Below are 23582 nucleotides of genomic sequence, written 5' to 3' on the forward strand. Positions count from 1 at the left end.
GCGGCGGTAACGGCACGCTCGACGCACGGCGCTTGGCATGCGTGCCCTGGTCGGGACGGATGCGGGGACGGCCTGGGAAGGCCAGGGGAAGGTCGGGGAAGGCCTGGGAAGGTCGTCAGCCGGCCGGGTCGTAGATCCGCTCCGCCTGCGGCGTGCCGGCTGCGTCGTAGAGCTGCTCAAGGGCGTCCGGCGCGTAGATCTCGTAGTCCGGGACGACTCCGCCGATCAGGCCGAGCATCTTGTTGGTCCACTCCTGCGTCTTGCCCATCGCATCCATCGTCGCCCGGAAGAACGGCGGGAGTTCGGTGAGTTCGCCGAGCGTCGTCGTGAAGTCGTAGACGCCTGCGCTCTCCTCGTCGCGCAACTTGTTGTACTCGGCCAGCGCCTCGTCCATCGGCCGCTCGCCGGTCAGGCCCTGGTGAACGCGCTCGGCGAGGAGCTCGCCGTGCAGGAAGCCGTCGGTGATGCCCCACCCGGTGTAGGGGTCCTTGTGGTAGCCGGCGTCGCCGACCAGCGCCCAGCCGGGACCGTACGCGCGGCGGTAGTAGTTGTCCGGGTAGCGCATGGGCCTGAAGTCCTCTTCGCGCCTGCCCTGGTCGCGCAGCTGCGCGCCCATCTCCGGGGACACGTCGTCGAACACGCCCTGGAAGCCGGCCTCGACGTCCTGGCGGAACTCCTTGAGCTGGCGCCGCGTGCAAATGACGGCCAACATGTTCACGCCGTCGTTCGTCGGCCAGGTGCCGAACCACTTCTCGTTGAAGCCGGTCTTGTGGTGCAGGCCCCAGTCGTCGAGCCCGCTGTAGTACGAGTAGTAGATGAAGCCCGCCGCGGGGCGCACGTTGTACAGCTCCGCGCCGACCTTCTTGGCGACCGTGGAGTGGAAGCCGTCGGCGCCGATGACCACGGTGGCGCGGAACTCCCGCTCCGGCCCGTCCCCTTCGCGTCCTCGGATACCCGTCACGCGGCCGTCGGTGAAGACGAGGTCGGATACCGTGAACCCTTCGATGACCTCAGCGCCGGCCCGGCGGGCGGCGTTGACGAGGATCTCGTCCAGCACGGTGCGGCGCGGGCAGTAGACGGCATCGATGCCGTCCACGGGATCGGCGAATCCGTTGAGTTCGATGCCCCGGTAGGAGTAGTGCATCTTCCGAAGCGCCGGGGTCTTGGCCGCGATGATCTCGTCGAGCAGGCCCCAGTCCTGGAGCCGCAGCAGCCCCGCCTGGTGGATGTAGTGGGTCGACACCGTGTCGCTGGGGAATGAGGCCCGGTCCACCACGAGGACCCGGTGCCCCTGTCGGGCCAGCAGCATCGCAACCGGCGATCCGGCGCAGCGGCCGCCCACAACAATGACGTCGTACATACGATCCACCCGTCAATTGGTTTGAGGTACTGACGCACCGTTGGTCAGCGGCGCAAGCACGATTCGAAGGCTATGAACATCGACAGATCGAGGTCAAGCATCGGTAATGATCTAGTAATGTCCGGATGTTAGATTCTCGCCACTCGAATGATCCATTCCGCCCGACCGCTGCACAAGATGCCCCTTTTTGCTCCGCTTTGAAGGTCGAGAATGTGCCATGCATCACACGTCTCGAGTGAGACGAGAATGAGCCAGTCGCGGTGAAATGTTCAACCAATCGCATAGGGAGAAGTTCTTTAATATTGAACTAACGTACCTCGTATGAGCGGTGTTTGAATAAAGTCCAGCAGACCGAGCCGGCCGCCCTTCCGACGATCACCCGTCCACGGAAGATCGCGATATTCACCCGTACCGATATCCCCGGTAGTCGCAAGGTGACGTGAGCGGTGTTCATGCAGAGCGTGTGCAGAACCACTAGTTCTTCGGGTCCGCAAAGCCGCACTCGATCGGCGCCCGCCCGCTGCCGCACAGCCGGCTCCCCCGCGTCCTGAGCCACGGTCCGCTCCGGCCATCACGATTGCGCCGCCCGCACCGAGAACCAGGCCGTTTCCGGAGGGTCATCTGATCGCTGGTTGATGCGTGTCGTTGACTGATGCCCAGTGGGCGCGGATCGAGCCGTTGCAGCCGGACCGGGATGCCGTGGAGGGACCTGCCCGAGCCGTTCGACTCACGGAAGGTGTCCACGACAAGCTGCACGTCTGGGCCGCGGACGGCACTCGGGCAAAGGTGTTCACGGCTCTGCTCGCCCAGGCCGATGCCGAGGGTGACCTGGAGTGGGTCGTCGCTGTCGATTCCACGATCGTGCGAGCACATCAGCACGCCGCCGGGGCCGTCGTGGCGCCCCGGCCGGCGAGCCGGCCGACCATGCCATCGGACGGTCCCACGGCGAACTGCCCACCAAGATTCACCTCGCCGCCGGCGGCCGCTGCCGCCCGTTCGCATTCGCCATCACGCCCGGGCAGGCTGGTGATGCACCCGCATTCGAGCAGGTCATGGCCCGGATCCGCGGCCCGCGGCCCGCGGCCCGTCGGCAGGTGATCCGAAGGAAACGACCTGGCCCGACGCCGTGCGCTCCGCCGTCAGCAGCCGGCCTAGAACCCCAGCTTCACTTCGCGGAGGCTGCCGGGGCGTGCCAGCCCGTGGTGTGGTTCGCTTCGGGGATCGGCGGCGTCGGCCGGCTTCGCCGTCGGCGTAGCCAGACGTACAGCATCAGGCACGGCAGGAGCACCCCGAGGACGGTGAGGGTGAGGAACGCCGCGAAGCTGCTGATGTGGGTGACCAGCCATGCGAAGTTCTGCCCGAAGAAGCCGACCACGAAGGACAGCGGGAGGAACACGCTCGCGAGGATCGTGAGCCTTTCCATCGTGGCGCTCTGCCGAAGGTTGATCTTGTTCTGCTCTACGGAGATCACCGCGATGTTCGCTTCCAGGACGGTGGTCAGGAGATCGCGCTGGGCGGCGACCTCCTCATTGACCAGCAGCAGGTGGTCGTGCACGTCACGCATGTACGGCTGGAGCGGGGGCGGCGTCTTGCCGGGCTGCAGCCGCCTGGTGAGCACGGCGAGCAGCGGGTGTACGGCCCGGTAGAAGTCGGTGGCCTCGCGGCGCAGGGAGTAGATCCGTTCGGTCGGGGCGACCGCCCCGGAGAACACCGTGGCCTCGATCTGCTCGATGTCGCGCTCCAGCTCGCCGACGACGGGCGCATAGCTGTCGACGACCTGGTCGAGGATCGCCCACAGCGTGGAGGGGCTGCCGGTCTTGAGCAGTTCGGGGCGGCTTTCGAGCCGGCTGCGGGCTTCGTGCAACTCGCTCGCGATGCCCTGGCGGACGGTGATGACGAACTGGTCTGCGAGGAAGATGCTGATCTCGCCGGTGTCGATCTCCTCGCGCTCGTCGTCGTAGCGGGCCGTGCGCAGGATGATCAGTTCGGTACCGTCCTCGTACTGCTCGGCCTTCGGCCGCAGGTGGAAGGCCGCGGCGTCCTCGACGGCGAGCTCGTGCAGTCCGAAGATCTCGCGGACCCGGTCCAGTTCCTCGGGACCCGGTTCGAAGACGCCCAGCCAGACGAATCCGCCTTGCCTGCAGCGCGCGGCCGCCTGCTCCAAGGGCATCGCGCCCTCGTGCTGTCGACGCCCGTCGCGGTAATGTGCACAGTCGACGATCATGGCCTTCCTCCTCACGGCCGGCCGATGTGCGCCGCCTCGTGCCCGCCGGGGGCACAGCGCGCCGTACAGGCCCCACAGCTATAGATGCTCCTCCGACTCGGCAGAGATGTCCTCGCAGCCGGCCCCGGTGACTGCCCTCCCCGGTCGAGTTTGCTGGTCACGCGGATGCGAGCGGGTCGCGCAGCGGGCTCGGGTGCGGCAACCGCAAGGTGGAGGACGCCCCGGCCGCCGCCTCAGGAGTCTCGGTACGACGTGCAGCGCCGGCCGCGCGCTGCCGGGGATGCGGGCGGCGACCCGGGCGGCGCGGCGGATCAGCGCGTCTCCCTCCGGGGCACCGCTCAGGACGGCCAGCTCGATCTGGTCGGCCCGGCGTGCCACCTCGTCGGGCAGGGTCTCGCTCTGCGCGCCGCCGGTGATCTACCGGACCGCTTCCCGCGACGACGGCTACCGCTTGCGCCTGCTGGCCGCGGTGATCCGACCACCTCTCCTGCTTCGCACCGGCGAAGGCCGTGCTGTTCTGCGTCCGGCCTTTCCCCCGCGTTGACACCGCTGCACCCGGCGGGGGCCGTGGGACGGCGTTTCCTCCTCGGAACGTTACGCAGTCCCCACAACGCCCCTGTGTCCGCGGCAACAGGAGGGTGGTCCGTGGTTCATCGCACGAGGTGGTTGAGGACGGCCGAGGCGAGTGCCGCATCGAGGGCGCCCACACCGGTGAGGTCGGCGACCGTGATTGCCGTTTCGGGGCGGTCGGGGGGCGTCTTCAGGAGCAGGCCAGCGGCGATGTCGCCGTCCGACGCGGCGGCGCCGGCGCGGACGGCGTGGCCGAAGTCGCCGTGGTGGAGGCACTGGGAACGGTCGTCGGTCGCGATGAGCCGTGCGCGCTGGAAGAGCGCCGGTGGCAGCTCGTTCTTGTGGGGCATGTCCGTGCCGATGCCGGTCACGTGGGTGCCCTCGGGCACGTCGGCGGCGTTCAGGACCGGTGCTGTCGCCGGTGTGGTGGTGATGATCATGTCGGCGCCGGCGGTCTGCCGTGCGGAAGCGGGCCGGGCCGGCAGGCCGTTCTTGTGGAGTTCCTCGCACAGGGCAGCGGCATTGTGCAGGTTGCGGCCGTGGACGAGTATCTGGCTGATGGGGCGGAGTTTGGCCAGCCAGACGGCTTGGAGGAGGGCCTGTTCGCCGGTGCCGAAGAGGCCCAGGGTGAGGGCGGTGGGCCGGGCCATGGCATGGGTGACCAGTGCGCCCGCGGCGGCGGTGCGCCAGGCGGTGAGCAGGCCGCGGTCGTTGAGGACGGCCCGTATCTGCCCGGTGTCGGCGCTGATGACGCAGACCAGGCCGTGGTGGTGGGACGGCATGCCGGAGCCGGGGCGGCCGTAGAAGCCGGTCGCTATCTTGACGGTGAACTCGGTGGCGTCGGTGATCCAGCCGGCTTTCACGTGGCAGTCCCCGTTGGCCTGGGGGAAGTCCATGTGCAGGGGCGGCGGGACGCTGGTGCGGCCCTCGGCGTGGGCGATGAGAGCGTCACGGACGGTGTCCAGGACCATCTGGGAAGTGGCGGCCGCCTCGATGGCGCCCGTGTCGAAGACGGGCAGGGTCGTCGTCATCGGCGTGTCCGCATCCACTGCGCGAAGGCTGCCAGGCCTTCCTCGGGGCGGTGCCGGCCGATGCCGATGCGGAACCGGTCGGGCGGGGTGGCGGTGAGTTCGGAGTGGTAGATGCTGGCGGGCAGCAGCAGGACGCCGGCTTCCTCCACCAGGCGGGTGCAGAATTCCTCCACCCCGTCGGGGCCGAGGTAGCGGGGATAGGCGACGCACCCACCGTCGGGGGCCTGCCAGTCGAAGTCGTCCGCGAACTCGGCGAAGAACGACTCGAACACCGGCAGGTTGGCTGCGATGAGCGCCCTGTTGCGCCGCAGGATCGTCTCGCGGGCCTTGAGCGCGATGCGGGCCAGGACCTCGCTGGGGGCGGAGTTGCAGATGGTGGTGTAGTGCTTGGCGCGCTCCAGGCGCGAGAGCACGTCGCGGTCGCGGCAGGTGATCCAGCCGATGCGCAGCCCCGGCAGTCCCAGGGATTTGGACGTCACGTTCAGGGACAGGGCGCGCTCGGACAGGTCGGCGGCCTGCGGCAGGATGCGGGCGGCGTCGTGTTCCAGGCCGCGGTAGACCTCGTCGCTGAAGAGGTGGATGCCACGCTCGTCGCACAGGCGGGCGAGCGCGGTGAAGTCGGCCGCGTCGATGACCTTTCCGGTGGGGTTGTTGGGGAAGTTCACCGACACGACGCGGGTGTTCGGCCGGAGCGCCGCCGCCACTTCGTCGAGGTCCAGGGCCCAGTTGCGGTCCGGGTCGAGGGCCACGCCGGTGACCTCGCACAGCGCCATCGGCACGGTCTCGGCGGCCTGGTAGTTCGGGGTCACCACCACGGCGTGGTCCCCGGCGTCGAGCAGGACGTTCATCGCCAGGTAGAGGGCTTCCTCGGCTCCCGCGAAGCAGATCACGTCGCCCGCGCCGGCGTTCTCGTACGTCTGGGCGATCACCTCGCGCAGGGCCGGGTCGCCGAAGGTTTCGGTGTATCCCAAGGGCAGGTTCTCGAAGGCCTCACTGTCCTTGTCGTCGGCCAGCGAGAGGAGCTCGCCCAGCGTCATGGTCTGGACGTCGGAGGCGGTCAGGTGGTGGCGGGCGGTGAACTCCCAGCGGGAGAAGTAAGTTTCCAGTCGGAAGTCGGGCAGCCTTGTCATGGTCGGTCCTTCGCGTTCGGTGATCTGAGTTCGGCGAGCAGGCCGTAGACAGTGGAACGGGACACCTGCAGGGCGCCGGCGACGACGGGAGCGGCGCGGCGGACCGCGAACACCCGGGCCTCCTCCAGCCGGCTGAGAACGGCCAGGCGGTCCTGGCGGGTCATGCGTTCGACGGGGCGCCCCGTCTCGCGGACGTAGCCGCCGATGACGTGCTGGATGCGCTCGGACCAGTCCTGCTCGAACAACGGCTCCGGGCGCTGCACGGTGGGGGCGCCGAAGGCGGACAGGACCGCGGCGGCTTGTTCCAGCGGAGTGCGGTCGAGGTTGATGCACAGCACCGCCGACGGTCGGTCCTGCGGATCGCGCAGGACCGCGCTGACCGATGTGAGCCGACGACCGTCGACGAGCAGCTTCTCGTACGGCCCGAACACGTCCTGTGCCGACGGTTCGAGATCGTCCAGCTCCCCCAGCAGCGAGGGATCTCCCACACCGCGGGAGGTCATCGGATTCCAGATCCCGAGGACCCGGTCGGTGTCCGGATCGTGCAGGACGACCTCCGCGTACGGGCCGAGCAGCAACGCAACGGCCTGGGCCACCGGCGCCCACAGTCGCACACGAGCATCTTGCGGGTCTTCGACATTCCCCATGAGTGGACTATAAGTCCAGACTGGACAAACAGTCCAGAGACAGGCCGCTCACTGACCGGTGACCACGATCTCGCGCTTGAGGATCTTGCCGGTGGGTCCCTTGGGAAGCTCGGCCGTGAACGTGACGATCCGCGGGTACTTGTACGCCGCCACCCGGTCCCTGACGTACTCCCGGATCTCCTCGGCCGTGGCCTCGGCACCGGGCCGGAGCACGATCACCGCTGCGATCTCCTCCCCGTGGAACGAGTGCGGCACGCCGACGACGGCGGCCTCGGCGACCGACGGGTGCGCGTACAGCACCTCCTCGACTTCACGCGGGTACACGTTGTAGCCGCCGCGGATGATCAGATCCTTCTTCCGGTCGACGATGAAGTAGAAGCCGTCCTCGTCGAGACGGGCCAGATCACCGCTGTGGAACCAGCCGTCGCGGACCGCCTCCGCCGTGGCCTCGCGGCGGTTCCAATAGCCCGTCATGAGGTTCTCACCGCGGATCGCGATCTCGCCGACCTCACCGGGGGGCACCGCGCCACCGTCCTCGGCGACGAGCTTCATCTCGACTCCGCGGACGGGCTGTCCGATCGAACCCGCCTTGCGCGGGCGGTCCGGGTGGTTGAAGGCGGCGACCGGTGAGGTCTCGGAGAGTCCGTACCCTTCGAGGACGGTGACGCCGAAGCGCCGCTCGAAGCCGTGCAGCACCTCGACCGGAAGCGAGGCGCCGCCCGAGACGGCCAGGCGGAGCCCGTGGGTGCTGAAGCCTTCGGGGAGCTCGGCATAGAGCAGCGCCGCGTACATCGTCGGCACGCCGAGGAACACGGTGACTCCGTCGCGGGCCATGATCTCCAGGGCGCGCTGCGGCTCGAACCGCGGCAACAGGGTCAGTGTGGCGCCGGCGGCAACGGCGGTGTTCAGCGCGCAGGTCTGACCGAAGGCGTGGAAGAGGGGCAGGCCACCGAAGAGCACGTCGTCGGGTCCGACCTGAAGCAGCGTCTCGGCCGCGGTGGCGGTGTTGGTGGCCAGGTTCCGGTGGGACAGTTCGGCCCCCTTCGGCGTCCCGGTCGTGCCCGAGGTGTAGAGGATGAGGGCCGCCTCGTCATCGGTACGGTCGACGACGCCGGGCACCGGTTCGTGGGCCCGCAGCATGTCGTCGAAGTCCGCGGGCTCGGTCACCAGGCATGCGGTTCCGGTCTCGGCAGCGGCCTTCACGACCTCGTCCGCGAACAGGGGGAACACCAGCGCCATCCGCGCCCCGCAGTCGCGCAGGGTGAAGGCCACCTCACGGGCTTTGAGGAGCGGGTTCATCGGCACGACCACGCCGCCGGCCCGCAGGATGCCGTAGTAGACGACCGGGAACAGCGGCACGTTGGGCATGGTCAGCGCGATGCGATCGCCGGGCCGGACACCGCGGTCGCGCAGCAGGGCGGCGACCCTGGCGCTCGCGTCGTCCAACTGGGCGTAGGTGAGCGTGCTGCCGTCGTGGCGGACGGCGATGCGATCGCCCCGGGCCGCGGCGGAGTCCACGAGGAACGTGGCGAGGTTGGTCATGTCGGCAATCTCCTTGGGTTCGTCTCGGCCCGCGACGCGGCAGCCAGAGGGCGGATCACCGCACGTGGGGTGGTGCCCCCGTCGCGAGCGCTGGCGCTACCGGTGCCGTGCGACCCGGCCGACCGGAGCCGCGGCGCCACGAGCGGACCGGGCCGGTGAACGGCGCCATGCTAGGTTGCCCACTCATCGCCGTGCTTGTCCTGGCGTGACATGAGACTTTTCTTTTCGGGACAGTCTTGGAGCGTGCACATGAGGCCCCTGGTCCGTACCGCAGCCCTCAGCGGCTACGTCGAGCTGTGTCGATCGCTCGGTATCGACCCGCAGCCGCTGATGAAGCGCGTGGGCCTGGACACCGCCGCCCTCGCGGTCCAGGACCGGTGGATCTCCGGCTCCGCCGTGGTCCAGGTGCTGGAACTGTCGGCAGTCGCCGCGGGTCACGAGGACTTCGGATTGCTCATGGCGGAGTTCCGGCGCTTCTCCAACCTCGGCCCCATCAGTCTGGTCGTCCGTGAGGAACCCGATGTGCGGAGCGCACTGGGGCTGTTGATCCGCCACCAGCACATGTACAACGAGGTCCTGGACACCCGATTGTCCGAGGGGGACGGGCTGGCCACGTTGAAGGTCGACCTGCGTCTGGGCGAAGCGCTGGACACCCGGCAGGCCACGGAGCTGGCCATCGCCGCCTACCACCGAATCCTGCGCGACTTCCTGCACACCCGGTGGCAGCCCCTCTCCGTATGGTTCAGGCACCCTGCACCGGCGGACGTCTCGACGCACCGGCGCGCCTTCGGCCCCATCGTGGAGTTCGACCGCGAGTTCGACGGCATCGTCTTCTACGCGGGCGATCTCGACGCGCCCAACGCGATGGCGGATCCACTGCTGCGCGCGTACGCCCACCAGTACTTCGAGGCGATCACCGTACCCAGGGACACCACCACCGCGGACCGGGTGCGCGAGCTGATCGAGGTCCTGCTGCCGACGGGGCGCTGCTCGATCGAACAGGTCGCCCGCAGCCTGGGCGTGGACCGGCGGACCGTTCACCGGCACCTGGCCTCCTCGGGCGAGACGTTCTCCTCGCTCCTGGGCGCCACCCGTCGGCACCTCGCGGAGCAGTTCGTCGCGAACCCCCGGCGCTCGCTCACGGAGATCTCCGACCTGCTGGGCTTCTCGTCGCTGAGCGGTTTCTCGCGCTGGTTCCACGAGCAGTTCGGGTGCAGCCCCCGGGCATGGCGCAGTGCCGGGAGCCAACACCGGCTTCCCGGCCAGGACTGACACCGCGGTCGGCACGGGTTCGGCCGAGCCGAGCCGTGCCGGCCCGCTCGGCACGGCTCACGCGATGTCCCCAAATGACAAATTATCTGTCCCTGAGAGTCAAGCGAACGCCGTTGCCCGCCCCTACCTTGGCACCACCGCAGAGACGCGGTCGGCCGCCGGACGAAAGGGGGTTCCCCCATGCACGCTTCCTCCGGACCGGTCGATCGTACGAGGGCCGCCCACGCGCCCGCTGTCCCCGGTTGACCCGCATCCATCCTCGCCGGACATCACGACCCCGCGCATCGCACGCGGCGATGCTTCCGGCGAGTGATCACCGATCGCACGAAGGAGACGGACCGTGCACTTCCACGACGACTCACTCTTCCCGGAGAACCAGGAGAAGCTGGTGATCCAGGCCGCTCCCTACGGGCCGGAGTGGCTGCCCGGCGACGCCGACGACCTCCCCCTGACGATGGACGAGCACGTACAGGCGGCCGTGGACTGTTACAACGCCGGAGCCACCGTGCTCCACATCCACGTACGCGAGCTCGACGGCAAGGGCTCCAAGCGGATGTCCATGTTCAACGAACTCCTGGGCCGGCTGCGCCAGGCCGTGCCGGACATGGTCCTGCAGATCGGCGGCTCGATCTCGTTCGCTCCGGAGGACGAGGGCAGCGAGGCCAAGTGGCTGAGCTACGACACCCGCCACCTGCTGGCCGACCTCGACCCCGCGCCGGACCAGGTGACGATCGCGATCAACACCAGCCAGATGAACATCGTCGAGATCATGACCGACGACGACCTGGCGGGCACCTCGATCGCGAAGCCCGAGTACTACAAGGCCTACCGCGACATGGTCGTCGAGGCGGGCCCCGATTTCTACCTGGAGCACCTGGAGCGCCTGCGCGAGAACGGCATCCAGCCGCACTTCCAGCTCGCCACCCTGGCTCAGCTCGAAACCGTGGAGCGGCTCATCCGAGCCGGCGTCCACACCGGCCCGCTGATCCTCAACTACGTGGCCATCGGCGGCGGTTTCGCGGGCCGGCACCCGGCAGACCTGATCGAGTTCGTCCGTCGCACCCCGGACGGCGCCGTCCTCACCATCGAGAGTTCCATGCGCGCCGTGGCGCCGATGAACGCCATCGGCATCGCGCTCGGTGTGCACGTGCGCGTGGGCAACGAGGACAACCTGTGGCGGCGCAAGGGCGAGCGCATGACCACCGTCGAGCAGATCGAGCAGATGGTGCAGATCTCCGAGGCGCTCGGCCGCGACATCGCGACGGGCGCCGAGGCCAAGAAGATCTACAAGCTCGGCGAGTACTACTCCGGGACCGACGAGACGCTGGCCCGTCTCGGCATGGTGCCGAACCGCCGACCCGGTCAGCGCGGCCCCATGCTGCGCGTCGTCTGATCGCGGCACGGGACCACCGCGCCGCCGTGCCGCCGCGCGGCTGCGGACCCACGGGGCTGCCGTGTCCCCGGCACCGGCGGCCGCTTCTTCTCTTCCCCACCTCCCCCGAACAACGGAGCACGCCCATGGCCCACGCCATTCGCTTCAAGGAGACCGGCGGTCCCGACGTCCTGCACTGGGAAGAGGTCGTCGTCGGCGCCCCCGGCCCGGGCGAGGTACGGATCCGGCACGGAGCCGTCGGACTCAACTTCGCCGACACCTACTTCCGCAGCGGCCTGTATCCCGCACCGCTGCCCGCCGGACTGGGCGTCGAGGCCGCGGGGGTGGTCCAGGCGGTGGGCGAAGGCGTCACCCATGTCGCCGAAGGCGACCGGGTCACGTACACCGGAAGCCCGCTCGGTGCCTACAGCACGGAACGGGTCATGCCCGCCGACTCCCTGATCCGGCTGCCGGACGGCATCGGCTTCGAGACGGCTGCCGCGATGACCATGCGCGGCCTCACTTCCGCCTACTTGTTGCGCAGGATCCACCCGCTGAAGGCCGGGGACACGATCCTGCTGACCGCGGCGGCGGGTGGCGTCGGCCTCATCGTCTGCCAGTGGGCCAAGCTGCTCGGGCTCACCGTCATCGGCACCGTCTCCACCGAGCAGAAGGCCGAGCTCGCCCGCGCCCACGGCTGCGACCACGTCATCCGCTACCCGCGCGAGAACGTGGCCGAGCGGGTGCGCGAACTGACGGACGGCATCGGCGTTCCGGTCGCCTTCGACAGCATCGGCAGGTCCACCTACGCCGCCTCGCTGGCCTCGCTACGGCGCCGCGGTCTGCTGGTCTGCTTCGGTACGGCGTCCGGGCCGGTCCCGCCCATCGACGCCATGCAACTGGCGCTCAGCGGCTCCCTGTTCGTCACCCGGCCGGCTCTCGCCGACTACATCGCTGACCCTGCGGAGCGAGCGGCGCTGGCGGGAGAGCTCTTCGACCACGTCGCTTCCGGACGCATCTCCATCGAGATCAACCAGCGCTACGCGCTCGACGACGCCGTACGGGCACACCGCGAGCTGGAGTCGGGACGGACCACGGGATCGTCCGTCTTCGTCCTCTGAGCCGCTGCCGCATCACGCGCGTCTCCACCCTCTCCAGGAGGAAGCACCATGGAAAAGACCGTCTCTTCGCTGGACGGCGCACCCTCGTCGGTACGCGCACGCTCCCGCGCCTCGATCAAGGTCGAGCCGCTGACCTGCACCATCGGCGCCGAACTCTCCGGAGTGAACCTCGGCGATGCCGTGCGCGACGACGACCTGTTCGCCGAGATCAAGGCCCTGCTCCTGCAGTACAAGGTGCTGTTCCTGCGGGAACAGGACATCACCCGAGCCGAACACGTCGCCTTCGCCGAGCGCTTCGGCCCGCTGGAGGACCATCCGGTGGCCGGAAGCGACCCCGACCACCCCGGCCTGGTACGGATCTACAAGGACCTGGACAGCGCGCCCGAGCACTACGAGAACGCGCTGCACACCGACGCCACCTGGCGCGAGAACCCGCCCATGGGCGCCGTGCTGCGCTGCATCGAGTCGCCCCCGGTGGGCGGTGACACGATCTGGGTCAACATGGCCGAGGCCCACCGCCGGCTGCCGGAGCACATCAAGACGCAGATCAAGGGGCTGCGGGCCCGGCACAGCATCGAGTCCACCTTCGGCGCCGCCATGCCGCAGGCGGGGCGTCACGCGCTGGCAGCACGGTTCCCCGACGCGGAGCACCCGGTGGTGCGCACCCACCCCGAGACGGGCGAACAGATCCTCTTCGTCAACGCCTTCACCACGCACTTCGTCAACTACCACACCCCCGAGAACGTGCGCTTCGGGACGGACTACGCCCCCGGCGCGGGCCTCCTGCTGAACTACCTGATCAGCCAGGCCGCCGTCCCCGAGTACCAGGTGCGCTGGCGCTGGACGCCGAACAGCATCGCCATCTGGGACAACCGCTCCACCCAGCACTACGCCGTCCAGGACTACTGGCCCGCCGTCCGCAAGATGGAGCGCGCCGGAATCGTCGGCGACAGGCCGTTCTAACCCTTTCCCTTTCCGCCACGAGCAGTTGAGGTGATGACAATGGGGTTTTTCACCGCTGTGGAACCCGCCCCGGGCAGAACCGTTTCCGGTTCCTCGGAGTGGCCCGTGTCCCGGCGCTACGCCTGGGTGGTCTTTGCACTGAGTTTCGGACTCCTGCTCTCGGACTACATGTCCCGGCAGGTCCTCAACGCCGTCTTCCCGATGCTGAAGGCCGACTGGCTTCTCTCGGACGCCCAACTGGGCTCCCTCAGCGGCATCGTGGCGCTGGCCGTCGGTCTGCTCACCCTCCCGCTCTCGCTGCTGGCCGACCGATGGGGCAGGGTGAGATCCCTGGTCATCGCGGCCGCGATGTGGAGCCTGGCAACCCTGGGCTGTGCGGTGGCAGCGAGCTACGACCAGATGTTCACCGGTCGGCTCTTCGTCGGCATCGGCGAGGCCGCGTACGGCAGTGTCGGTATCGCCGTGGTCCTCAGCGTCTTCCCGCGCGCACTGCGGGCGACGCTCTCGGGAGCCTTCATCGCCGGCGGGGCCTTCGGCTCGGTCCTGGGCATATCCATCGGCGGCGCCGTGGCCCAGGCGTACGGCTGGCGCTGGGCGTTCGGCGTGATGGGCGTCTTCGGCCTGGTGCTCGCGGGCATCTACGCCGTCGTGGTCACGGAGAAGCGGCTGGCCCCGCGGCAGGATCCGGCGGCGGACGGGGCCGGCACGCAGGAGGGCGACCGTCTCCGCGTGCTCCTCCCCCGGCTGTTCTCCTCCGTCTCGGTGGTCAGCGCCTACATCGGCAGCGGTCTGCAACTGTTCATCGCAGGCGCCCTGATCGCCTGGCTGCCCAGCTACTTCAACCGCTACTACGACATGCCCACCGCGAAGGCCGGCGCAACGGCAGGGCTCTTCGCCCTGATGATCGGAATCGGCATGATCGCCGGCGGCATCGCCTCGGACCGGATCAGCCGTCGCGCCCCGGTCCGCAAGTGGGCCGTCGCCATCAGCTGCAGCACGGGCTCCCTCGTCCTGCTGATGACCGCGTTCCGCCTGCCGGCCGGCCCCGTACAGCTGCTCGTGCTGGGGCTGGGAACCGTGCTGTGTGCAGGAACGGCCGGGCCGGGGGCCGCCATGGTGGCGAACCTGACCCCCGCGGCCATCGCCGCGACGGCGTTCGCCACGCTCACGCTGGCCCAGAGCCTGCTCGGGCTCGCCCCCGGCCCCGCGGTCACGGGGATGCTCGCGGACCGACTCGGTCTGCTCGGCGCGCTCCAGCTCGTCCCGCTCGTGGCGATCGCGGCCACCACGGCGTTCCTGATCGGCCGCCATTGCTACGACCGTGACGTACGCCGTCTGACCGGGGTCGCCCCGGCGGCGGAGCCGCAGAAGACGGAGGTGTGCTCATGAGCGGTACCACCGAGCCGGTGGTCGTGATGGTCCCCGGCCTGCGCGACCACGTCGAGGAGCACTGGCAGACCCTGCTGGCGGATCTGCTGACCGAGGCCGGGCGCAGCGTCCGCACCGTTCCCCCGCTGACGCAGGACCGGCTGAGCTGCGGGGCAGGCGTCGCCGCACTGGACAAGGTGATGGTGCAGATCGCGGGGCCCGTGGTACTGGTCGCCCACAGCGCCGGTGTGATCACCACCGTCCACTGGTCCCGGCGGCACCCGGCGCAGGTGCAGGTGCAGGGGGCGCTGCTGGTGACGCCGCCGGACTTCGAGCAGCCCCTGCCGGCTGGCTACCCCACCACCGACGTACTCGACGAGAACGGCTGGAACCCGGTGCCCCGCTCGCCGCTGCCCTTCCCCACCATCGTCGCGGCCAGTTCGAACGACCCACTGGGCACCGTCGAGCGAGTAGCCGAGCTGGCCCGGAACTGGGGCGGCCGCCTCGTGGAACTCGGCGCTGTCGGCCACCTCAACCCCGCCTCCGGCCACGGCCCGTGGCCGAGGGCGGAGGAACTCCTCCGCGAGCTCGAACACAGGGGGTCCCCCGGCGCTCTGCCGACTGATTGACGATTCAGGGCTGCTGGTGTTCGGGCGGGCTGTTGCGGCGGATCACCTCGGGTGGCCAGCTCTACCCGCGAGGTCAGGCCGAGCTTGCGCAGCATGTTGGCGACGTGGGTGCTGACGGTGCGGCGCGAGATGCACATGCGCGCGGCTGTTTCGGGGTTGGAGTGTCCGGCAGCGACGTGACCGGCGATGATGCGCTCGGTGGAGGTGAGCGCTTCCCGTCCCAGGCGCGCGGTGTTGCGGGGGCCGCGGGTGCCGCGGCTCACGGAGACCGCGCGAAGGCGGGCGGTCGCACGTGCCGCGTCCCAGACCGCACCCAGGCCGGAGCCCGTTGAATCCAGATCCTCATCACTGCCTCCCCGGCCAAATCCGGTGCACCGCAGGAATGGTCATGCCGATCAGGTTTCGTGTGGAGCGTTCGCGGCGAAGTACTTCAACCATGGGCTTATCACCGGTTGCCGGTCATCCTGCTGTCGCTGTCTTCCGAGAGCCCCGAGGCGGTCGGCCCGTCCCGGTGTTGGGCCCACGGGTCGATGCTGAGGCGAAACGGACCGCGCGCGTGCTGGCCGCGGTGTCGACGCATGCCGGACCTGTCGAGCGGACCCTCGCGCTACGGCAGGCCACCACGACTGCCGGTGAGTTGGTGGCCGCGCTGTCGGCGCTGGCTCCGGCCGCGGCCGGTGAGGAACTGCCGGCGGAGTCGACCAGTCAGTCCTACTTCCGGGTCCGCGAGGGAGAGCTGTCAGATCAGCAGGCCGCCCTGCACGGTGTCCTGGTCATCCACCGCGGTCTGGAAGACCTGTGTGACGCTCCGCTGTCAGGCTCCGACCTGGCGCTGGAGGTGACCGGGATGCGGTAGTCGGTGCTCGATCTCACCGGCGCAGCACCAGGCGCAGACGATGGCTCCGTCCCGCCGGTGGCCGTCCCCGGGGCCGGTGCGGAAACGTCGTTGGAACGTGTGTGGAGTGCGCGGTGGCTCATTGGTCACCAGGTCCACGTCCTGTTCAACGTTTGCGCTGCGGTCGCCGTGGCCGACGCCACCCGCCATCTGCGGCTCGGCGACGGCGATGCCGCGCTGCTGCGGCTGGCCGACGCGACGGCGTACGTGCGTGGATTCCCGGCGGCCATGACCCACGCAAGTACGGTCCCGGCCGACTACTACATGGCGTCGATACGCCACACCATGGCGCCCCCGTCGGTGGACATCCCGTTGAGCGGGCGCCAACATCGCGGATACAAGCTGTTCCGGACGGCGGTGAAGGACCTGCTGTCCGTGGTTCCCGATTCCTACGAGCAGTTGGCAGCTCGCGCCCCGGAGCTGGCCGAGGCACGGGGCGCGCTCCTGGAAGCCGACATCGTGGACGGTGAACGGCACGTCACCCTCGCCTACTCGATGGTACATCTGCGTCGTTCCATCGCTCAGAGACCCGAAGGCCCCGACAACGCCGTCGCCGAACTACGGCTCATGCGCCATCGCCGCGCAGCCCAGTACGCCTCGCTGATCCGCTTCGGGGACCACTACGTCGCCGACGCCGTGGCCGGCCTGCGCCACTCGTGAGTCCGCCGCCCACACCTCCGGCAAGAGACGTCAAGAAGGTGAGGACCCCGATGCCCGAGACGACGCCCGGCACCACCCGAAGCTCTGCCGTCGCAGCCGACTGGGCACTTGACCCGGCCGATGCCGGCGCGTGCGAGCAACTGGCACGCACCCTGTGCACCCGCGGGCACGACCAGGTCGACAGCCCCGAGTGGGTGGCCCGGGCCCGGGACGCCTGGGAGGAGCTTCCGCTACGGCTGCGCCTCGAGGTGCACCGGTTTCGAAGGCGTTCCGGCCCGCACGGCACCTTGGTGATCGGCGGCCTGCCCGTCGATCAGGCGGTCCTGCCCGCGACACCGTCCGTACCCGGCTCGGTCCAGCGCCAGGCCACCGTCTCGGCCGCGGTGCTCACCATGGTGGCCTGCGGGCTCGGAGAACCCCTCGCCTACCGGGCGGAGAAATCCGGCGCCCTCGTACAGGACGTCGTGCCCGTGCCCGGGCAGGAGAGCTTCCACGGCAACGCCGGATCGGTGCCGCTGTCCTTCCACACCGAGAACGGCTTCCACCCCCACCCGCCCGACTACGTGGTCTTCCTGTGCCTGCGTGCCGACCACGACCAGATCGCCGGCATGCGCGTCACCGGCATCCGCCAAGCGCTGCCGCTCCTCACCCCGGCCGGCCGCGAAGCCCTGTTCGCCCCGGAGTTCATCACCACACCACCCCCCTCCTTCGGCCCCGACCCTGCCGCGACCGGGTTCGACGTCCAGCCCCGACCGGTGCTGTCGGGAGCGGTCGAGGATCCCGACATAAGGATGGCTCAACTCGTCACCACCCCGCTCACCCCTCGGGCTGCCGCGGCGCTGACCGAATTCGGCCGCGCCTGCGAGACGACCGCCCGCACCCTGCGCCTGACACCCGGCGACCTGGTCGTCATCGACAACCGCGTCACCGTCCACGGCCGCACCGCCTTCCACCCCCGCTACGACGGAGCAGACCGCTGGCTGCAACGCACGTACGTCACCACCGACCTGCGCCGCTCCCGCGACCACCGCCCCCAGGACGGCCACGTACTCGCCCGCTGACCAGCCGCATCGTCACCGTCGCGGTGCCGCCCCGGTCGGGAACCGTCCGCTGGCTTCGAGGTGGCCGTCGGCGGATCACGTCGTACCGCAGCGCTGGGGCGCACGCGGCGATGCCGGCGGCGAAGGAGCTCGCCCACAGGCGTTCGCCGTCCGTCAGGGGCTGCAGGTACTGGTTGGCCGGTCTCAGCGCGCTGAATAGGAAGTCGCCGTCGATGTTCAGGTGGACGCGTCGGCCGGGGGGATGTCGACGTCGATGCGGCCCATCACGCGGCGGGCCGCCTCGGCGAGTTCGGGCGGGCTCTCGACGGTGAACCGGCAGTTGAAGGTGACCAGGAAGCCGATGAGCGCCGACCACGACCAGGCCCCCATCCGCATCCGGGTGATCCGCTCGTCGATCGCTTCGAAACTCGCCGCGCCCGGGGCCCACTTGGCCACCAGCGCCACGGGGCACTCCATCAGGACGGTGCCCCAGCAGGGCCAGGTGTCCGGGGTGTCTCCGCGGTCGGGCTGGTTCTGGACGAAGTGGGTGATGTCCCCTTCGGGGACGTCGCGCTGAGTGAAGCGCCACCCGGTGGGGGCCGGCTGTTCGATCCGGTCGAGCCGGTAGGCGCGCCAGGAGCACCCGCGCTGGTCGTAGGCGACCACGTACCAGCGTCCCGACCAGACGACGAGCCGGTGGGGTTCGGCGAGGACCTCGCTGCCGTCCACCTCGTCGACCTCGATGGACCGGTAGGTGAACCGCACGAGTTCCCGCTCCTGCGCGGCGGCGCTCAGCCGTGCCACCAGTCCGGGATCGACCTGGGGCGGGGCCAACTCCCACGCGTTCTCGATCTGTTCGATGGAGAAGGTCGCGAGGCGGCGGGAGAGATGGGGCGGCAGGAGCTCCCTGATGGAGTTCAGCGCGCGCTTGGTGGCGTCACCCATGCCGGCCACGGAGGCGGGCGCCGTCTGGAGGGACAGCGCGATGGCGATGGCCTGCTCGTCGTCGACTATCAGCGGAGGAAGACGCGCCCCGCGGGACAGCCGGTAGTAGCCGGAGGGGCCTTTCGTCGCCGTGACGGGGTAGCCCAGTTCACGGAGCCGGTTGATGTCGCGGCGGACGGTTCGCGGGGACACTCCCAGGCGCTCGGCCAGCCCGTCGCCGGTCCACTCCTTCTGTGCCTGAAGCAGGCTGAGGAGCTCCAGTGTGCGGTTGGCGATCAAGAATTGCCCTCCGATTGCGATCGGTAGAGGTCAGCACGCGTCCTCTTCTCCTGCGACGGTGCGTTTGCTCCGGGGGCGGCGCACGTCCCCCTCCCGCTCCAGTATTTCGCCCCCGGCGTTCCACCGGGTGCGTTGCATCGAGAAGATCGGAAGAACGCAGTGCCTGAGAATCCAACTCGATCCTCATCGACCAATCGGGACGCTTGGCTGGGTTTGGTCGCGATTTCCCTCGGTGTGTCGCTGGTGGTCGTGGACTTCACCATCGTCAACGTGGTGATGCCCCCCGTCATCGGCGACTTGAAGATCTCCGCGTTCGGCGCTCAGTGGATCCAGGAGTCCTACGCGATCGTCCTGGCAGCCCTGCTGCTGCTGATGGGGCGCCTGTCGGACATCGTGGGAGCACGCCGTCTGTTCGTCGTCGGCACCGTCGTCTTCGGGCTGGCGAGCATCGCCGCGGCGGTGGCGCCCTCCGGGGAGCTGCTGATCGTCAGCCGGTTCGCCCAGGGCGTCGGCGGCGCGATCGTCATGCCGACGTCGCTGGCGCTGCTCAACATGACCTTCCGGGGACGCGACCGCGGCAAGGCCTTCGCCATCTGGGGGTCCACGATCGGTGCGGCCGCCGCGGTCGGTCCGCTGCTGGGCGGCTGGCTCGCCGAGTACTCCTGGCGGTGGGCGTTCGGCATCAACGTCTTCGTCGTGGTTCTGGTCCTCGCGGGCATCATGCGATTCCTCCGGCCGTCCCCCCAGCAGCCGGGCAAGGTCGACGTCGGCGGCGGAGTGCTGTCGGTGCTGGGCCTCGGACTTCTCGCCTTCGGTCTGATCGAGGGCCGCAACTACGGTTGGTGGGAGGCCCGCAAGAGCTTCGGCCCCTTCGGTGACGTCGTGAACCTGTCGGTCGTCCCGGTCGCCCTGGCCGTCTCCGTGGTCAGCCTCGCGCTCTTCCTCCGGCTGCAGGTCCGGCTGACGCGCGCGAGCGGCACGGCACCGCTGATGGACACCTCGCTGTTCGGCATCAAGTCCTTCGGCACGGGCAACATCGCGACGCTGATCATCGCGCTGGCGGAGTTCGGCATCCTCGCCGTACTGCCCCTGTGGCTCCAGTACACCCTGGGGTACTCCGCGCTCCAAACCGGCCTGATGGTCTTCGTCGTCGCGGTCGGCAGCTTCTTCGCGAGCGGTGCCAGCTTCGGCATGGCCGAGAAGACCGGCCCCGTCGGCCTGGTCCGCATCGGCCTGGTGCTCGAAGCGCTCGGTCTGCTGGTGTTCGGCCTGCTGGCGAGCAGCGACTCCCCGTGGTGGGTCATCGGCATCGCCCTGTTCCTGTATGGCACGGGGGTCGGCTTCGCCACCGCGCAGGTCACCAACGTTGTCCTGGCGGACGTACCGCCGCAGCAGGCCGGCCAGGGCTCCGGAATCCAGAGCGCCGCGCGTCAGCTCGGCTCCGCGCTCGGCATCGCGATCCTGACGTCGACGTTCTTCACGGCGTTGGACTCCGACCTGTCCGAGCGGCTCGCCCAGCAGGGAACGCCCGACGCGGACGAGCTGTCCTCGGCGGTCTCCGACAGCGCGGGCGCGATGATCTCCGGGCTGAGCCAGAACCCCGCGACGGCCTCGGCCGCGGACGCCGCCCGGGACGCCATGTCCTACGGGATCCAGATCAACGGCTACACCTGTGCCGCGCTGCTGGTCCTCGGAATGCTCGCGACCTTCCTCATCCCCCAGCGGGGGCCGGACGCCCAGCAGTGGGGCGGGCAGGACGCTTCCGGCGGGGCGCCGGGAGCCGGCGCCGACGTCCAGCAGACGCCGGCCTAGCGGGCACGGCTTCGTCGCGCCCGCCGTCGCCCCCGCCGTCGCCCCCGTCAGCATTCAGCTTCTCGATCTGAGCCGTGGCGTTCCCCCTGGCCGTGGTCCCGGATCTGCTGGGATGGCCGGAGGACGAGGGCAAGGAACGGCCGGCAGCAGCCCTGGCGGTGATCGACGGCCCGCCGGATCGAAGCGGTCGACGCGGCGGGCTGCCGACCCATCGGTCCGGACACCGCTGCAGGTTCCGGGTCGGGGCCCGTGCGTGACTGCCGTGTCCGGCGTCACGCACAGGCTCGTCTTCCGGAGGCGGAGCAGGTCAGTACGCGAAGCCGGACTTGCCGGTCAGGGTCGCCGACACGCGGGTGATCTGGCTGCCCGGCGGCAGGGCGGTCGTCGTCGACGCGGAAGCGGTCGTGGTGCCGTCACCGAGCTGGCCGAGGGCGTTGGCGCCCCAGCCGATCACCGAACCGTCGTCGAGCGCGGCGAGGGTGAAGTCCACTCCGCCGTTGACGTCCTGGACGCCCTTGAGGTGGTCGAGGGGGACCGGGGTGGTGCGGTTGGCCTTCGTCCCGTCGCCGAGCTGGCCCTCGGCGTTCTTGCCCCAGCCGGTCACGCTGCCGTCGTCGAGGACGGCGAAGCCGGAGGCAGAGGTGGCGAAGACCTTCGCCACGGAGTCGAGGTGGGCGACGTCGACGGGCTTGTTGCTGTCGGCCGTGCTGTCGTTGCCGAGTTGGCCCTCGGCGTTCTTGCCCCACGCCTTCACGGTGCCGTCGGCGGTGAGGGCGAGGACGTGGTCGCAGCCGACCGAGATCGATTCGACGTCGGCGAGGTCCGGGACCTGCTGCGGTGTGGCCCGGTCGGTCGCATTGCCGGTGCCCAGGCGGCCGTTGGCCCCCGAGCCCCAGGTCCAGACGGTGCCGTCCTGGCGCAGGGCCACGCTGAAGTCGCAGCCCGCGCCGACGTCCCTGACCTTGTCCAGGCTCTGGACGTCGACCGGAGTCCTGTACGGGGTGGTGGCGTCCAGACCCGTACCGAGTTGCTTCTTGGCGTTGTCGCCCCAGGCCAGGACGCGGCCGCCCTTCACGGCGAGGGCGTGGTTGGAGCCCGCTGCGATCTCGCTGACGCCGGACAGTTTGGTGACCGTCGCGGGGAACGACTGGTTGACGATGGTGCCGTTGCCGAGCTGGCCGGTGAGGTTCGCGCCCCAGCTCTTGACCGTGCCGTCCCGAAGGAGGGCGACGACGAAGGGGTTCTTGTCGCCGCCTCCGGCGGCGAGTTCGCGTACGTCGTCTCGGGTGACGCCGATTACGGCGGCGGGGGTTTGTTGAGCGAGGACGCTGCCGTTGCCCAGTTGTCCCAGGGCGTTGTCACCCCAGGCGCGGATCCAGGGGTCGGTGCCTGCGGCCTGGGCCGACAGGCAGGGGGTGGCAGCGGTCAGTGCGGTGAGGGTGAGGGCGGTGAGCAGGGTGCGGCGCAGAGGTGGGGTCATCTGCATGCCTTTCGCGTGGGGTGCGGGAGGGCGCGGTGCGCCCGTGCATGGGTTCAGTAGGCGTAGCTGGAGTTCCATCCGAGGGACGCGGCGACTCGGGTCGTACCGCTCCCCGCGGGCAGGGCCGTGACGGGGGTGAGGGAGGGGGTGGTGCTGGCGTCGCCGAGCTGACCGTTGGCGTTGTCGCCCCAGGCGACGACGGTCTGGTCATCGAGGACGGCGAGGGTGTGGGTCCAGCCGCCGCCCATGGCCTTGACGCCGGTCAGGCCGGGGAGCGGGACCGGGGTCGTGCGGCTCGTTCTGGTGCCGTCGCCCACTTGGCCGGCGCTGTTCCAGCCCCACCCCCGGACGGTGCCGTCGTCGAGGAGCGCAAAGCTGTGGTGGCTGACTGCGACGATGCCCACGACATTCTTGAGGTGCTGGACGTTCACGGGTACGGGGCTGGCTGTCGTGGAGTCGTTGCCGAGCTGGCCGTTGGCGCCCCGGCCCCATGCCTTCACCGTGCCGTCGGCCGTCAAGGCGAGCATGTGGGTGCAGCCGGCCGCCACGGACACGATGTCCTGAAGGCCGGCGACGCGCTGGGGAGTGTTGCGGTCGCTTGTGGAACCATCGCCGAGCTGCCCCTCATTGTTCCGTCCCCAGGTCCAGACCGAGCCGTCCTCGCGGAGGGCGGCCACGTGGTTGCATCCCGCCGCGATGCCCTTGACCTTGTTGAGGCTCTGGACGGAGACGGGGCGGCTGGTCGGCGGCTCGGTGCTCGCCGCCGTGCTGCCGTTGCCGAGCTGGCCGTACGTGTTGTCCCCCCAGGCGAAGACGCGGCCGTTCCGTACGGCGTAGGCGGCAAAGATCCCTGCGGCCACTCCGGAGGCGCCGGACAGCCCGGCGACGGCGGCCGGGTAGGAGCGGGAGGCCGTGGTGCCGTCGCCCAACTGCCCGCGCGAGGCGTTGCCCCAGGCCTGCACGGTGCCGTTGTTGAGCACCGCTACGGCGAAGGACGTGGTGGCGTTGCCACCGCCTGCCAGCTCGCGGACGTCGTCGCGGGCGAGGCCGCGGACCGCCGACGGCGTCTGCTGGTCGAGCGTGGCGCCGTTGCCGAGCTGACCAGCGGCGTTGCTGCCCCACGCCCGTACCCACGGCTCGGGCTTCTCGGTACGCGCGGGGCCCTGTGCAGCTGTGGCGAGGAGGGCGGAGACGGCCAGCAGGACGCCGAGACCTGCGCGTCGACCGGGATACGTCATGGCG

19 protein-coding genes and 2 pseudogenes are annotated in these 23582 nt (G+C 69.8%); 11 read left to right on the plus strand and 10 right to left on the minus strand.

Annotation, left to right across the window (positions count from 1 at the left end):
• Positions 1-115: 115 nt before the first annotated feature.
• Positions 116-1360 carry an NAD(P)/FAD-dependent oxidoreductase gene (locus tag OG386_RS07870; RefSeq protein WP_328787442.1) on the minus strand — a complete coding sequence of 415 codons (1245 nt, stop codon included), beginning with the start codon at positions 1358-1360 and terminating at the stop codon, positions 116-118.
• Between the two features lie 685 nt (positions 1361-2045).
• Here OG386_RS07870 and OG386_RS07875 point away from each other — a divergent pair.
• A pseudogene (locus tag OG386_RS07875) lies at positions 2046-2475 on the plus strand (transposase); the annotation flags it as partial.
• A 50-nt stretch (positions 2476-2525) separates the two neighbouring features.
• On the opposite strand, the gene OG386_RS07880 reads toward OG386_RS07875, so the two are convergent.
• From OG386_RS07880 to OG386_RS07900, 5 genes are all read right to left on the minus strand, one after another.
• Positions 2526-3584, minus strand: coding sequence for a magnesium and cobalt transport protein CorA (locus OG386_RS07880; protein WP_328787443.1), 1059 nt, complete (start codon positions 3582-3584; stop codon positions 2526-2528).
• Between the two features lie 650 nt (positions 3585-4234).
• Positions 4235-5185: an ornithine cyclodeaminase family protein gene (locus OG386_RS07885; RefSeq protein WP_328787444.1), complete on the minus strand. Its 951-nt coding sequence runs from the start codon at positions 5183-5185 to the stop codon at positions 4235-4237.
• A complete protein-coding gene (locus tag OG386_RS07890; protein ID WP_328787445.1) occupies positions 5182-6315 on the minus strand; it encodes a pyridoxal phosphate-dependent aminotransferase in 1134 nt (377 codons plus the stop codon). Before OG386_RS07890 ends, OG386_RS07885 begins: the two co-directional genes overlap by 4 nt.
• Positions 6312-6962: a helix-turn-helix transcriptional regulator gene (locus tag OG386_RS07895; protein ID WP_328787446.1), complete on the minus strand. Its 651-nt coding sequence runs from the start codon at positions 6960-6962 to the stop codon at positions 6312-6314. Before OG386_RS07895 ends, OG386_RS07890 begins: the two co-directional genes overlap by 4 nt.
• Before the next feature lie 48 nt (positions 6963-7010).
• Positions 7011-8504: a long-chain-fatty-acid--CoA ligase gene (locus tag OG386_RS07900; RefSeq protein ID WP_328787447.1), complete on the minus strand. Its 1494-nt coding sequence runs from the start codon at positions 8502-8504 to the stop codon at positions 7011-7013.
• Positions 8505-8753: 249 nt separating this feature from the next.
• Between OG386_RS07900 and OG386_RS07905 the strand changes: the two genes are divergently transcribed.
• From OG386_RS07905 to OG386_RS07930, 6 genes are all read left to right on the plus strand, one after another.
• Positions 8754-9776, plus strand: a complete 1023-nt coding sequence (locus OG386_RS07905) for an AraC family transcriptional regulator ligand-binding domain-containing protein (RefSeq protein ID WP_328793192.1) — start codon at positions 8754-8756, stop codon at positions 9774-9776.
• Between the two features lie 340 nt (positions 9777-10116).
• Positions 10117-11169 carry a 3-keto-5-aminohexanoate cleavage protein gene (locus tag OG386_RS07910; RefSeq protein ID WP_328787448.1) on the plus strand — a complete coding sequence of 351 codons (1053 nt, stop codon included), beginning with the start codon at positions 10117-10119 and terminating at the stop codon, positions 11167-11169.
• A gap of 125 nt (positions 11170-11294) precedes the next feature.
• Positions 11295-12269, plus strand: a complete 975-nt coding sequence (locus OG386_RS07915) for a quinone oxidoreductase family protein (protein ID WP_328787449.1) — start codon at positions 11295-11297, stop codon at positions 12267-12269.
• Between the two features lie 48 nt (positions 12270-12317).
• A complete protein-coding gene (locus tag OG386_RS07920; protein WP_328787450.1) occupies positions 12318-13232 on the plus strand; it encodes a TauD/TfdA dioxygenase family protein in 915 nt (304 codons plus the stop codon).
• A 105-nt stretch (positions 13233-13337) separates the two neighbouring features.
• Positions 13338-14621 carry an MFS transporter gene (locus tag OG386_RS07925; RefSeq protein WP_328787451.1) on the plus strand — a complete coding sequence of 428 codons (1284 nt, stop codon included), beginning with the start codon at positions 13338-13340 and terminating at the stop codon, positions 14619-14621.
• Positions 14618-15229: an RBBP9/YdeN family alpha/beta hydrolase gene (locus tag OG386_RS07930; RefSeq protein ID WP_328787452.1), complete on the plus strand. Its 612-nt coding sequence runs from the start codon at positions 14618-14620 to the stop codon at positions 15227-15229. Before OG386_RS07925 ends, OG386_RS07930 begins: the two co-directional genes overlap by 4 nt.
• A 62-nt stretch (positions 15230-15291) precedes the next feature.
• Here OG386_RS07930 and OG386_RS46895 read toward each other — a convergent pair.
• A pseudogene (locus tag OG386_RS46895) lies at positions 15292-15492 on the minus strand (response regulator transcription factor); the annotation flags it as partial.
• A 305-nt stretch (positions 15493-15797) separates the two neighbouring features.
• On the opposite strand from OG386_RS46895, the gene OG386_RS07935 reads away from it, so the two are divergent.
• The 3 genes from OG386_RS07935 to OG386_RS07945 all read left to right on the plus strand — a co-directional run bounded on the left by OG386_RS07935 (position 15798) and on the right by OG386_RS07945 (position 17845).
• Entirely contained in the window at positions 15798-16085 is a 288-nt protein-coding gene (locus OG386_RS07935) for a hypothetical protein (protein WP_328787453.1), read from the plus strand.
• A gap of 90 nt (positions 16086-16175) precedes the next feature.
• Complete coding sequence (locus OG386_RS07940) at positions 16176-16784, plus strand: hypothetical protein (protein ID WP_328787454.1); 609 nt, start codon at positions 16176-16178, stop codon at positions 16782-16784.
• Positions 16785-16834: 50 nt separating this feature from the next.
• The gene (locus OG386_RS07945; RefSeq protein ID WP_328787455.1) at positions 16835-17845 is read left to right on the plus strand and encodes a clavaminate synthase family protein; all 1011 of its coding nucleotides are present in this window, start codon (positions 16835-16837) and stop codon (positions 17843-17845) included.
• A 216-nt stretch (positions 17846-18061) separates the two neighbouring features.
• On the opposite strand, the gene OG386_RS07950 is transcribed toward OG386_RS07945, so the two are convergent.
• Complete coding sequence (locus OG386_RS07950; protein ID WP_328787456.1) at positions 18062-19048, minus strand: helix-turn-helix transcriptional regulator; 987 nt, start codon at positions 19046-19048, stop codon at positions 18062-18064.
• A 213-nt stretch (positions 19049-19261) separates the two neighbouring features.
• Here OG386_RS07950 and OG386_RS07955 point away from each other — a divergent pair, with 213 nt between their 5' ends.
• A complete protein-coding gene (locus OG386_RS07955) occupies positions 19262-20860 on the plus strand; it encodes an MFS transporter (RefSeq protein ID WP_328787457.1) in 1599 nt (532 codons plus the stop codon).
• Between the two features lie 307 nt (positions 20861-21167).
• On the opposite strand, the gene OG386_RS07960 is transcribed toward OG386_RS07955, so the two are convergent.
• Both OG386_RS07960 and OG386_RS07965 read right to left on the minus strand, forming a co-directional pair.
• A complete protein-coding gene (locus OG386_RS07960) occupies positions 21168-22340 on the minus strand; it encodes an RCC1 domain-containing protein (RefSeq protein WP_328787458.1) in 1173 nt (390 codons plus the stop codon).
• Positions 22341-22393: 53 nt separating this feature from the next.
• The gene (locus OG386_RS07965) at positions 22394-23578 is read right to left on the minus strand and encodes an RCC1 domain-containing protein (protein WP_328787459.1); all 1185 of its coding nucleotides are present in this window, start codon (positions 23576-23578) and stop codon (positions 22394-22396) included.
• Positions 23579-23582 lie beyond the last annotated feature (4 nt).

Origin of the sequence: Streptomyces sp. NBC_00273 (genome assembly GCF_036178145.1) — a bacterium.
Classification (GTDB): domain Bacteria; phylum Actinomycetota; class Actinomycetes; order Streptomycetales; family Streptomycetaceae; genus Streptomyces.